The 13,214-nt window shown below is 42.1% G+C and carries 10 protein-coding genes; 2 read left to right on the forward strand and 8 right to left on the reverse strand.

The genetic code is table 11. The features are described from left to right. Nucleotides 1–134 precede the first annotated feature (134 nt). The 3 genes from CCS90_RS09915 to CCS90_RS09925 all read right to left on the reverse strand — a co-directional run bounded on the left by CCS90_RS09915 (nt 135) and on the right by CCS90_RS09925 (nt 5,967). Nucleotides 135–1,544 carry a M28 family peptidase gene (locus CCS90_RS09915; RefSeq protein WP_099019372.1) on the reverse strand — a complete coding sequence of 470 codons (1,410 nt, stop codon included), beginning with the start codon at nt 1,542–1,544 and terminating at the stop codon, nt 135–137. A 101-nt stretch (nt 1,545–1,645) separates the two neighbouring features. Next, nucleotides 1,646–4,393 (reverse strand): M16 family metallopeptidase, encoded by a 2,748-nt coding sequence (locus tag CCS90_RS09920; RefSeq protein ID WP_099019373.1) that lies wholly within the window; start codon nt 4,391–4,393, stop codon nt 1,646–1,648. 155 nt (nt 4,394–4,548) lie between these two features. Beyond that, nucleotides 4,549–5,967 (reverse strand): FG-GAP repeat protein, encoded by a 1,419-nt coding sequence (locus CCS90_RS09925; RefSeq protein ID WP_099019374.1) that lies wholly within the window; start codon nt 5,965–5,967, stop codon nt 4,549–4,551. 286 nt (nt 5,968–6,253) lie between these two features. On the opposite strand from CCS90_RS09925, the gene CCS90_RS09930 reads away from it, so the two are divergent. Beyond that, a complete protein-coding gene (locus tag CCS90_RS09930; protein ID WP_099019375.1) occupies nt 6,254–6,721 on the forward strand; it encodes a YciI family protein in 468 nt (155 codons plus the stop codon). Here the strand turns inward: CCS90_RS09930 and CCS90_RS09935 are convergent. The 3 genes from CCS90_RS09935 to CCS90_RS09945 form a co-directional block, all read right to left on the reverse strand. Then, entirely contained in the window at nt 6,718–7,998 is a 1,281-nt protein-coding gene (locus CCS90_RS09935) for an N-acetylmuramoyl-L-alanine amidase (RefSeq protein ID WP_099019376.1), read from the reverse strand. The two genes, CCS90_RS09930 and CCS90_RS09935, sit on opposite strands and share 4 nt — an antisense overlap. 84 nt (nt 7,999–8,082) lie before the next feature. Further along, on the reverse strand, nt 8,083–8,499 hold the full coding sequence (gene tsaE, locus CCS90_RS09940) for a tRNA (adenosine(37)-N6)-threonylcarbamoyltransferase complex ATPase subunit type 1 TsaE (protein WP_099019377.1): 417 nt from the start codon (nt 8,497–8,499) through the stop codon (nt 8,083–8,085). 4 nt (nt 8,500–8,503) lie between these two features. After that, a complete protein-coding gene (locus CCS90_RS09945; protein WP_099019378.1) occupies nt 8,504–9,955 on the reverse strand; it encodes an NAD(P)H-hydrate dehydratase in 1,452 nt (483 codons plus the stop codon). A 28-nt stretch (nt 9,956–9,983) separates the two neighbouring features. On the opposite strand from CCS90_RS09945, the gene queG reads away from it, so the two are divergent. Next, on the forward strand, nt 9,984–11,102 hold the full coding sequence (gene queG, locus CCS90_RS09950) for a tRNA epoxyqueuosine(34) reductase QueG (protein WP_099019379.1): 1,119 nt from the start codon (nt 9,984–9,986) through the stop codon (nt 11,100–11,102). Nucleotides 11,103–11,176: 74 nt separating this feature from the next. On the opposite strand, the gene CCS90_RS09955 is transcribed toward queG, so the two are convergent. Continuing rightward, nucleotides 11,177–11,767 carry a TlpA family protein disulfide reductase gene (locus CCS90_RS09955; protein WP_162846798.1) on the reverse strand — a complete coding sequence of 197 codons (591 nt, stop codon included), beginning with the start codon at nt 11,765–11,767 and terminating at the stop codon, nt 11,177–11,179. Beyond that, nucleotides 11,757–13,007: a YihY family inner membrane protein gene (locus CCS90_RS09960; RefSeq protein WP_099019381.1), complete on the reverse strand. Its 1,251-nt coding sequence runs from the start codon at nt 13,005–13,007 to the stop codon at nt 11,757–11,759. Before CCS90_RS09960 ends, CCS90_RS09955 begins: the two co-directional genes overlap by 11 nt. Nucleotides 13,008–13,214 lie beyond the last annotated feature (207 nt).

The following is a 13,214-nucleotide window of genomic DNA, read 5'->3' on the forward strand; positions in this document are numbered from 1 at the left end:
ATTTGTTGCATACGTAACACTGAATTAGCCTGAATCAGACAAAAGTCGATATTGAAGACTGCCTAATTATTTTCCAGCACAAAAAAGCCTGATTAATTCAGGCTTTTTTATTGTTCTTATTTATTAAATAACACTTATTGATCGGTTAAGTCAAAACCAAAATCATGCAGGGTATTCGCTGCCAAGGCTGTCACTACAACCCAAGCGGCCACATTTTGTGCCAATTCATCGCGATCAATTTTGTCCAAAGTATCATTGGCTGTATGGTGGTAATCAAAATATTGAGTGCCATCCTGTTTAAGTCCAAACACAGCCATTCCAGCAGCTCTTAAAGGAATTAAATCAGCACCTGATGAACTTTTATTGTTGCTGTATTCAATGCCTAATGGTTTAAGCAGTTCAGCCATTGTATTCACTATTGGCAACGCGGCGTTTGCAACTCGTGTTCCCAATGCATAGATTTTTCCAGCGCCAAAATCAGATTCACCGCCCAAAATATGCTGTGCCATTCGATTTTTATGTGCTTCATGATAAGCAGTAGCACCGGACAAGCCATACTCTTCATTGGCCCAGAGAACCACCCTAATGGTTCTTTTTAATGGTCCTAAGTGTTGTTTAATCAAATGAGCGGCTGCCATGGTAATACCACAACCAGATGCGTCGTCGATGGCTCCAGTACCCAAATCCCATGAGTCTAAATGGCAACCAATGACAATAAACTGATCAGCAAGCTCATTACCCAATATGTCGCCAATCACATTGTGTGAGGTGTAAGTACCATCCCAGTGTGATGTGAGTTTTAATTTTATTTCTACCGGCAGATTGCGTTTAAACATATTAACCAATAAGTCAGCATCAGGATTTGAAATCGCACCCGCAGGCACAGATGGTATGGTCTTATCATATTTGGCCGCTCCTGTATGAGGTGTGCGGTTGTTATCGGTACCAATTGATCTGATGATGGCTGCAATACCACCTTTGGCAGCGGTGACTTGAGCTGCTGTTCCACGTGCATCGACTGCTTTTCCATAACCGGAACCGTCTTTATGACGTTCCATGCGGTTACTGATGAAGGTGATTTTACCTTCCACCTCATCAGGATCTGCTGCTGCCAAATCAGCCAATGTGGAGAAATGAATCACTTCGCCTTGCAATCCTGCTTCAGCAGTAGGAAGGGTTCTGCCCAATGCGGTGATGGCCAACTGATGAGGGAATGGTGCGATCACCTCTGCTGTTTCAACACCTCTGGTCCAACGATCAAAAGTAACCGGTTCTAGACTCACTCGATCAAAACCCAATGATTCAAATTTGGCCTTCCCCCAAGCCACTGCTTTGGCATCTCCTGGACTGCCAGCTAACCGGGCACCCACCTCAGTGGTTAGGGATTCGGTTAAATCATAAGCCAAAGGGTGGCTTAATGCCTGATCCCTGAGCTCAACCACATCTGCTAAAAATTCATTGGAATACAAAGCCCCATCGCTGTCATGTGCTGATACAGTAAATGCATTTAAGCTCAATGCTGCCAAACCTATCATTAATTTCATGTTTTACTCGGAAACTGGAAAAACATGATTGTAACAAAATAAAATACTCAGACACAAAAAAGCCGAGCACCTGGCTCGGCTTGCTGTTGGAACAACTTCAATTATTCAGCTTGCATTTTTGTCGAATCACCGGCTTTGATGATTGAGAAACTGTCGGCATTGACATACTTATTAAAAGTCATGTTGACTTGCAAAATGGTCAAGTCTTCAATCGCCTTTTCATATTTTTTGTTCCATTGTTGATTGCGGCCTAAATCAATAAAACTTGCCAATTCACTGGCCAACCGATTGTCTTTGGCACGATCAATTCGGTTGTTTTGTAACACACCTGCTCTGGCATCATCTAATTCTTGTTGAGTGAAGCCTTCATCAATTACTTTTTGTAATTCTTCAGTGAAGCCTATCTCAACTTTCTCTAGATTTTCAGGCGCACAAATGGCATAAGCACCAAAGGTTGCTGTGTCATCAAAAGAAGACGCATTAAAAAACGAACCTGCACCATAACTTAAACCATCTTGTTGACGCAATCGGTTGGCTAAACGACTGCTGATAAAACCACCACCGAACATTTGGTTGGCCATCATCAAAGCTGGATAATCAGGGTGGTCATCACTGATGGGTAAACGCATCATGGCACCAAAAGCGGCTCCCGACTTATCGGGCGTATCAATAAATTTATTGATGCTGTCCACCACGGCATAGGAAGCAGGAATGCGTTGGTACTCAACATGACTGGCCCAGCCTTTGATTAAATCATCAACTTTATCAGTCACAACACCTTCATCAAAATCACCAACCACACTGATGTCAGCTTGTTGTCCACCATAAAACTGGCTGTGGAACGCTTTGACTTGTTCAGCGGTCGTCGATCTGATTTCAGTAATTTGATCATCTATGGCCATTTGATACCTGGGATGACCTGGCTCATAAGGATCTAAATGTTGACGCAATTGTCTGAACACTTGAGTCGTTGGCTGTTGTTTTTGCTGTTCTAAACCAACAATCAACTCTTGTTTCAAAACTTCCAGTTCTTCCTGATCAAAGGCTGGACGTTTCAAAACTTCATCCAACAATTCAATCACCGCTGGTAAATTTTCACGGGTGGTACTGACTCGAACATTGGCACCGCTGGAGCTGCCGGAAATGTTGACTTCGGCTTTGAGTTCATCAAATTTTGCTTTCAGTTGATTGCGCGTGAATTTCTCAGTGCCTCGATCCAACATATTGCCAGCCAACAAGCCAACTGTGTTTTTGTTATACAAAGCCTCTTCATTGCCTATATCTAAACGCAAATTCATAACCACTGAGTCGCCTCGGGTTTCTTTGTTTAATTTAACCAATTTAGCACCATTGGCTAAATCTGTCTGAGCGGTCCGCGCATCAATATTATCAAATGATGGGTCAAAGTCTTCACCTTGAGCCACGGCTTCACGACCTGTATAACCTGCAACTTTGGCTTTCACTTCTGCCAAGGTATAACGTTTGATTGAATCGGCCCGATCAAAGTCCGTTTCAGGAATAAACAATCCTAAGGTGCGGTTGTCATTCACCAAGTATTCTTCCGCCGCCGTTTGTACTTGTTCAACCGTCACGGCTTCGGTGCGATCACGATTTAAAAACATCAAACGCCAATCGCCCATACCAACCCATTCACTCAAAGCTCGGGCAATTCTTTCAGATGAATTGAATGACAATTCAAATTGTTTGATCAAGTTGGCTTTGGCAGATTGCACTTCAAACTCAGTAACAGGCGTTTGTTTAACACCTTCCAAAGTCGCTAAAAATGCTTCTTTAGCTGGCTTAAGGTCTTTGTCTTTGGCCACTTGGATCATGTAATTACTGACACCAGGCTCTGCCCATTGAAAGTTAAAACCAAAGGAATTGGCAGCCAATCCTTTTTTGACCACATTTTCATTCAATCGACCCGTGGTTGGATGTGCCAAAATTTGTGACAGCACATTCAAGGCAGGATAGGCTTCATCTGACCCCGCAGGTGCTTTGTACATGGCACCAATCACTTGGACATCACCAGCGCGACGGACTGTCACTGAGCGCTCACCATCTTGAATGGGCTCCTCTGTATACAACTCTCTAAGTTTTCTTTCCGGTTTGTCTATTTTTCCAAAATGCTTTTTGATTAATTTCAAGGTTTTGGCTTCATCGATTTTTCCCGCAACGACCAAGGTGGCATTGTCAGGTTGGTAGTATTTGCGGTAAAAAGCCTGTAAGTTTGAAATGTCTACATTTTCCAGGTCTGAGCGGGCACCAATGGTACTTTTGCCGTAGTTATGCCAATCAGTTGACACAGCACCCATGCGCTGTAACAACACACGGATTGGGTTGTTGTCTCCATTTTCCAACTCATTTCTGACCACGGTCATTTCAGAGTCTAAATCTTCTTTCGATATAAATGAATTAATCATTCGGTCTGCTTCTAAATCAAGAGCCCATTCTAAATTATCATCAGATGCAGCAAAGGTTTCAAAATAATTGGTCCGATCAGTCCAAGTGGTGCCATTGGGTTCTGCACCGCGGTCTGTCAATTCCTTAGGAATATTTGGATGGTTCGGTGTTCCTTTGAAAACCAAATGCTCTAATAAGTGAGCCATTCCAGTTTCACCGTAGTTTTCATGTTTAGAACCCACATGATAAGTGATGTTAACTGTTTGGGTTTCTTGTGATTGATCAGGAAACAATAAAATTTGCAAACCATTGTCTAGTTTGTATTCCGTGATTCCTTCAACTGAAGTGATTTTTTCAACACCTTTGGGTAATTTAGCCCAGGTATTGAAGGACAACAATAAAACCAGCAACACAATAAGCGGCTTTCCTTGAATTTTTAAAGGCATATGAGTTCCTCAATAGTTTAGAAATTAGTCAATATTCCATAAGACACTGAGATTTGAACAAAATTCTATGGGTCTTACAAAATGGAGCACATACTCTACCTTATTAAAGCTATTATTTCACTGTACTAAAGTCATGTTTAGATTAAACGTGTCAATTACTGCTGAAACATAGATTCGAAGCCATTGGTAAAAATGGGGTATTCTTGAGAGTACACTTTACTGTGATTACCCACTAAATTGGCCCTGCTTCTGGCCACATGCGTTCTGCCATCTGTGGCCACTTTTGAGCCAAACCGTCCATTGGTCCAAGGATTGATTGAATTGTCAAAAGCCACAGTGGTGTCTTTAAGCAGATACAATTCATTGAGACCGTCGAATAATGGATTAATCATGTAGTGATAAACCAAGCCTTGGTCAGTATTTGAATAGGGTGATCCCACGATAAATTGATTGGTTCCTAAGAATGCATCACCATTGGCAGCCAGCGTACTGCCATAAAACTCACCGCTATTTCCGGCCGTTACTTGCGGTTGTAACCGCTGAACTTGCAAGGAGTTAAACCACACATAGACCGACCCCACAGGACTGTTATTCACTCGTTCAAACGGCGCACCACCCATAATAATTCGGTTGTTGTTCGGTTGTTTAATGACATCAACTGAATAACCAAAATTGGCAGTCCTTTCTCTGTTATCAGGAAAAATAATTCCGGCGATTCCCCATGTTTGTGTGAGGTTATCGCGTTGAAACACATGAATGGCCCCCATATTGCCGCCATCTGTCCCTGGCAAGGCATGGTCATCATCACCTGGTGCCCCTGCTACGATGGTTCCACCATCAATCGCCACAGAAAATCCGATTTGATCTCCACCAGTCAGCCCATCCAAATATTGCATACCTAATTGAACCGTTTCCTCTTCCCAAAATGTATTGCCAATTGCATCGGTTTTTTTATATACGTTGATCCCTCCAGTACTTGATGGAGTTCCATTCACTTCATACACTTTGGTGTCATCACCAATCACAAGCACCCAAAGATTGGCATCAACTTCTGGAATGTAATCCAAGTTTATGGCTACGGAAGTTCCAAAATTACGATTGATTTGAAAATTCTCACCCACTATTTTCTTTTGAAATTCAAAGGCAAATTGTCCCATTCCTTGATCAACCAGATTGTAGAGATAGACCGCACCGTTATCTAAATTCAATTGATCGTCTTTTACAGTGGCACCCACTATCCAGGTTTCCCCCGTTATGTGATTCCTTTCAATGTCAACTGATGAACCAAATTCGTCATTGGCCAAGGAGTCATTCATATCAACCGCCACGGGATAAAGGGTTTGAGAATGCAACCATTGACCGTTGACATCCTTATAAACATGAATAGCCCCTGCATTGGTGTCTTCATCATCATTGAATGGATCGCCAACCACCAACCAATCTTCCATAACAGCCAAGCCTTTGCCAAACTCAGTGAAGGTCAATGGATTGGGTTCTACATCACTGATCCATTGCGTTTCAGCCGCAACCCAAAGACTCAACATTGCTAGGTACAATACAATTAAAATTTTCATAAACACACCTCATCATCTGTGTTTTGTTTTTGATTTGATTGAATGAATAGGGATTGAATTGTAAACATCTGATAGATCCATATTAATTTTTTTGAATGACTATTGTTTATGCGAAACCTGCCGTTAAATCACGCCAACAAATTAATCTTTATTTTGACAAATCTCAGAAGACGACAGCCCAAAACTTAAAAATCAGATCTAATGACTGAAAGTAGACTTGTTTATTAATAGTTACAACCGATTGTGATATCTTAGATAACCTATCAATAATTATGAGTGTATTCAGATGAAAACTTTGGTATTAATCAGTTTGAGTTTAATCAGTTTCAACGCATTGAGCGAAAGTAAAAAAGAGCAACAAAGCCCTATTTTCAACGCTGAACTGGCCGAACATTTAGGTGCAGATGATTATGGCATGAAAATGTATGTTATGGCTTTTTTGAAAAAAGGCCCCAATCGCGATCAATCTGCTGAAGAAGTCATACAACTTCAACAAGCACATATGGCGAACATCAAACGCATGGCTGAAGCTGGGGATTTGGTTATGGCAGGACCATTTGGAAACAATGACCTGGGAATGCGTGGGATTTATATATTCAATGTGACAACCATTGAGGCAGCCAAAGCATTAACGGCCACTGATCCAGCAATTCAAGCAGGCAGTTTGGTGATGGAACTGATTCCTTGGTATGGTTCGGCCGCTTTGATGCAAGTCAATGAAATTGGTGCGACTCTGGCCAAAAAAAGTTTTTAATTCATACTCGGCAAGTAAATGACTTCGCCCACCAATAATTGATTGTTTGATTTATTATTGACGGACTTAAGGGCAGCCAAGCTGGTGCCGTGTTTATTGGCTATGTCACTGAGGGTATCACCAGATTGAACCACATGCTTTTTGCTTTTAGCTTGAGCCGCAATCCACGTATTGGGTGGTGGGCTTTGGTAAAAGTAATTGCGGATGCCTTCGGCAATTTGGTGCGTGAGTTTAGACACATGATTGGCGTCTTTAAGCTTTTTCTCATCATTTGGATTACTGATATAACCCGTTTCTACCAACATGGAAGGGACATCAGGGGACTTCAAAACCAAAAAGTTAGCTTGACCGAAGCCTTGTCCATGTAACTTCACCACTTTTTTCATCGACGCATGGACAGATTGAGCCGCTTTGTGACTTTCTTCCAGGGCTGAATTTTGTGACAAGTCATACAGTACCTTAGACAACATGTCCTGTTTATCTTCAATGACCACGCCACCAATTTGATCAGATTTATTTTCAGAAGCCGCCAACCATTTGGCAGCTTCTGAGGAAGCCCCACGTTGTGACAGGATATAGACTGAAGCACCATTTACTTTTGAACTGTGAAAAGCATCGGCATGAATTGAAACAAAAAGGTCGGCATTGTTTTGCCGCGCTTTTTCAAATCGTTTGCGATGTTTGATGTAATAGTCGCCCTCTCTGATAACCAAAGCTTTCATGCCTTTTTGTGCATTTATTTTTTTTGCCAGTTGGTTGGCAATGTTTAAAGTAATGTCCTTTTCATGCGTACCAGCGGCGCCAATGGCACCTGGATCTTCACCCCCATGGCCTGCATCAATCGCCACCACCACATCTCGGTTGGGTTGAGTCACTGCGGCGACTGTTTTTACTTGGGGTTTGCTTTCACGGCTTAAATCCACAACCAATCTATGGCCATATTCTCCAGTGGGTTTAAGTAAAAAACTTTTTGATTTTAATTCACCTTGGAGGTCCAGCACGATTCGAACTTTGTTTTTTTCAGTATTGAACCTGACTTTTTTGATGTCTTTATTATTTGATATGGCCAAACTGTTTTTTAACTGGGCATTGTCTAAATCAATCACAACCCTTGGCGGGTTGTTCAATTCGAATAATTTATAATCTGCATGACCGCTTAAATCAAAGACTGCTCGAGTATGCTCTGGACCCGTCCAAACACGCATACCCTCAACATTGGTCGCATCTACAGACATGACAAACAACAGTAAACAGAGGGATATTTTTAATTTATTCATTTCCAATTTGAGCTACATTTGTTTCAATTTTAAGTAATGCACAAGCATCATTCAAGTAATTTAACACAAAATCAATGACATAGGCTACTGTTTTAACGTTATTGTTAAGGTTCTGTTCAGATGATTAAGTTGAAAATCTAAAATCCAATCTGCTTCAGGTAACACACCTTGCCCTTTGCTTGGCCATTCCACCAATATGATGTGGTGACCATTGATCAAATCCTCTATACCCAAAAAGTACAGCTCTTCTGGATCAGTTAATCGATACAAATCCATATGTACATACTTTTGATCTTTTACTTGGTAAGTTTCATACAGGGTGTAAGTCGGGCTTTTAACATGCGCTTTTACACCACATGCTTTTAGAAAGTATTGTGTGAATGTGGTTTTTCCTGCACCCAAATCGCCTTTTAAATACAACAGCTCGCCTGGTGAAATTCGACGGCTTAATTCTTCAGCGACTTGTTTCAATTGAGACAAAGTATTGACGTTTTTTTGCATTTGATTATTTAACCGTCTGATGTAAAGTGTTGAGTAAATCGGAGGCCGTCATGGTCAAACCAAAAACATTGGTTTCACCGGCAAGCGCATGCCAAATCACGGCCAGATAACTGGCCACAGCAGGTGAAAAACCTTGTGCCAATAATCCTGCCACCATACCTGCCAGCACATCCCCTGATCCGGCTGTGGCTAAATTGGCATTCCCATAAGGGCAGCACCAAACCGTTTTGCCATCACTGATCAGTGTACCTGATCCTTTCAATACTGCCACACAGTGGTATTTTTGTGCCAGCTTTAGGACTGAAGCCCACCGATTTTGCTGTACCGCTGCTACCGAGCAAGACAACAACACAGCGGCCTCCTTTGGATGGGGAGTGATGACCTTCAATTGATCGGGGATGGTAGCTGCTCGTGATAAAATACCCAGCGCATCGGCATCCATCACCAATGGCTTGGCGGCCATTAAACAACATGTATACAGGTCTTTAGACCATTGAGATTGACCCATGCCCATACCCAATAAAATCACGTCGGCCTGTTTGTCTATCAAAACCTGATTCAAGTGTTGTTCATTCATGCCATCAAATGCCAATGCCATCAATTCAGGCGCATACAATGCCACCATGTCCGCATGTGCACTATCTGTGACAATCGTGGCTAAACCTCCCCCGGATTTCAACACAGCTTTTCCTGCCAACAACACGGCACCCATCATGCCCGCTTGGCCTCCTGCAGTTAACACATGACCAAATCGACCTTTGTGGCTATTGTTGCTTCGATGGCCAGAGATTTCTACCAAATGATGCTGGTCTAGCAAAAGGCCATCTGGAGCGACGACGGCTGCAAAACAGCTCGAGTCCACACCCAAACGCTCAAGCAAAACCTCGCCACAACAGTCTTTACCATCAAGAGTAAATAGTCCCGTATTGAGTGCCAATATCGAAATGGTTTGGCTGGCTTCAACGGCAACACCCATGATATTTCCTGTCGAGCCATTCAAACCACTGGGAATGTCAACAGCTATAATGGTGCTCGCTTGAAGGTTGATCCATTCTATGACCTTTGCATAGTGGCCTGTGATTGCTTGATTTAAACCAGTACCAAAAATTGAATCAACAATACAGTCATAAGATGCTGAACTGTCTGGTTTTGCATCAATGGTTTGCCCTTGATACAATTCTGCGGCGCGGCGCGCATCTCCAGATAATGATTCAATACTTTGCATTGGCCAAACTTTGACTTGCTGATGATTCTGCCGTGCCAGCTCAGCCACCACCCAGCCATCTCCACCATTGTTTCCTGGACCAGTGATCACCAAAATGCTGTTGAAGGCATTGATATGTTTAAAAATGGCCGCTGCTGCTGCTTGCATCAATGCAAACGAATCCAGACCCAAAGCATCGGCAGCCATTATATCAAGCTGTTTGGTTTTGTCGCTGTGGTAAAGTGGTTTCATTCAAATATGCTGCTGCTTTTGGCTTATAATGGTCATTCATTTAGCCACTATTTTACCAGTGAATCAACAGCAAGAACATATAGATTACCAACAGTTAAAAGCAAACATCAAAGCGTGGGCAAAAGAATCTGGCTTTCAACAAGCAGGTATCAGTGATGTGAACTTAAAACAAGCTGGCGAACACTTAAAAAACTGGTTGAAAAAACAACACCATGCTGACATGGAATACATGCACAAACACGGTGAAAAAAGGTATCAGCCAGAGGCTTTGGTGCCTGGTACCTTGAGTGTGATTTCTGTCCGTTTGGATTACATGCAAACCTCACTTACCCCCTATGAAGAACTCACCAAACAAGTCAGCAAAGCAGCCATTTCCAGGTATGCATTGGGCCGTGACTACCACAAGGTCATTCGCAATAAATTGAAAAAACTGGTTGCAAAAATCAGTGCTGAAATTGGCCCTTTTGGTCATCGAGTGTTTACCGACTCAGCTCCCGTGATGGAAAAAGCCATTGCAGAAAAAGCAGGCTTAGGCTGGATTGGCAAACACAGCAATTTAATTAACAGCAAAGCAGGCTCCTACTTTTTCTTGGGTGAAATATATACTGACCTACCTTTAGAGCCTGACCGCAAACAAAGTTTCCATTGTGGCAGTTGTACCCAATGCATACAAGACTGCCCGACTGATGCCATCATTGCACCGTTTCAAGTTGATGCCAGCAGATGTATTTCATACCTTACGATTGAAAATCATGGCCCCATCCCAGAGGAATTCAGAAAGGCCATGGGAAATCGCATATACGGTTGTGATGATTGCCAAGTGGTGTGTCCCTGGAATAAATTTACGCAAAACACCGCAGAACCAGACTTCGCGCCCCGCCACCATTTGGATGACAGTGAATTACTTGAGTTGTTTTTATGGGATGAAGAAACATTTTTACAAAATACGGCAGGTTCTCCAATTCGCAGAATCGGCTATCAATCATGGCAACGTAATTTAGCAGTGGGTATGGGCAATTCTAAGCCTCATGCGAATATCATTGAAGCTTTAAAGCAGAAAGTCAACAGCGCCTCTCCAATGGTGAAAGAACACATTGAATGGGCCCTGACTGAATTGTCTAAGCAGACAAGCACACCCATCGCCTGATTACAGTCAGCTCAAGGGCACCCATTTTCTGATTGAACATAAATGCATGCTGAAGTTTATGCTTGTAGTGCCTTTTACTGAATCATTTGCAGCAAGCCTGCTGCATCAATCGGTCCCATGTGTTTTTTGTGACGCATGCCTTGTGGGTTATAAACGATGGTCGTTGGCAAACCCATACCACCTTCTTCAGCAAAACCAGGAGGGTTATACACATCAATGGTTAATAAAGGGTAGTTAACACCAAAATCATCAGCAAAGTTTTTCAACTTATTCACTTCAGCATCCTCATATGCAATGCCTAAGATTTGAACATGGGTATTTTCGTTTTGGAATTTTACCAATTCAGGAATTTCATCTCTACAGGGCGCACACCATGTGGCCCAATAATTTAACACCAACCACTTTCCTCTGTAATCTTCGGCATTGACTTCGTTGCCAGCTAAGTCATTGAGGGTGAATGCCAGTGGTCCATCGATTCCGTCATTGGCTGTTTGATCATTCTTGGTTTCAGCTGTGCTTGTGGTGGCCTTTTTCTGACTGGCAACTTGAACCTCTGATTTTGTTGACTCAGTGGTCGCTTTGTCTGGCTCTGTACAAGCCGACAACGCCAAACCAGTGGTCAATAGGATCAAACAGCTGCGTATGCGGGTAAAATTATTTTTCATTGTCATTCTTTTTATCATTGCTTAACTCGTGGTCTTGGTTTAAATTTTCATTGATAATGGTAGCTATTGATTGGTTCAACATGGTGTCGACAGGCTGCCAATAATTGTCCAACAAATTTTGATAATGGGCAAAATATTTAGACGCCTTTACCGGAATTTTAAAATTACCATTTTTATACAAAGCTTTAAAATCCAGTGCATTCAAGTCATGTCTAATCAAATAATCTCCAGATTGATTGATGGCAATATAGCCTTGCTTTTCTAACCAATCAAGGTGCTTGTTCAATTCATCATCAGGTACGAACCTTAGATGACCGTAAATTTCTGTATAACTGACAGTTTTTCCTTTTTGACTGGCTTGCCAAAGGAGATTGAGTATTTCAATCACTAACAACAACCGTTGATTGGTTTGGTAGTTTTGTACATGCAATCGCCAACGAGATGTTTCCAATGTTGCCGCAATGGTGCCACCCAATAAAATGATATTCCAAGACAGAAACATCCAGATCAAAAACAGCGGGATGGTGGCCAATGTCCCATAGACTTTCTGATAACTGGGAATCGTGGTTACATACAAAGCAAACCCTTTCTTAGCCAATTCAAAGCAAACAGCCGAAAACAAGGCGCCTATCAAAGCGTTTTTCCAATTCACTTTGCGATTAGGCACCACCAAGTAGATGAAAAAGAACCCAACTGTCGAAGACAGCACGGGCAAAGCTTTGACCAAAAAGCCTTTCACACTGGCAAATGCAGAATACTCAAACACAATGGAAGACAATGCAATGCCTCCGCCCACCAACAAGGGCCCCATAGTCAAAACAGCCCAGTACATCATCATTTTCGTCTTGAATCGTCCGGACGATTTACTGTCAAAAATGCGGTTCAAAGCCTTTTCCATGGTGTGCATCATTAAGATAGAGGTGAGAAATACCGCCAAAAACATGGTAACGGTGAGTCCACGGGCTTTTTCTACAAACCCTACTATATAAGTTTGAATGACTTCACCTGTGGTTGGTACAAAGTTAGCAAAAATAAAATTTTGCAACTGTTGAGACGCATCTTCAAACAATGGCATCGCTGAAAATACAGTAATCAAAACCGACATGAAAGGAACCAGTGACAACAAAGCCGTGTAGGCCAATGAACTGGCTGCCAAAGATGTTTCGTCATCTCGATACCTTCTGGCCACTTCAAATACAAAACTCTTCATATTGATGGCAAATTTTGTCGCTTTATTCATTATTCCATTTTCATTGAATTAAATCTATTATACAAGTTGAACCAATGGTTCATTTTACAATGTATTAATGGGTACCACCCCAGTTAAATTGTTTTAGCAAAATAACTGTGCTATATTAATTGAGCGTGTGCTGGGGGGCATAATTAACGCACAAATAATGTCTCATGTGTTTTTTTGTGACCTCACAGTCAATTCATTGATTAATTG

The sequence above is a fragment of the Marinicella litoralis genome, from assembly GCF_002591915.1.
In the GTDB taxonomy this organism is placed as follows: Bacteria; Pseudomonadota; Gammaproteobacteria; order Xanthomonadales; family Marinicellaceae; genus Marinicella; species Marinicella litoralis.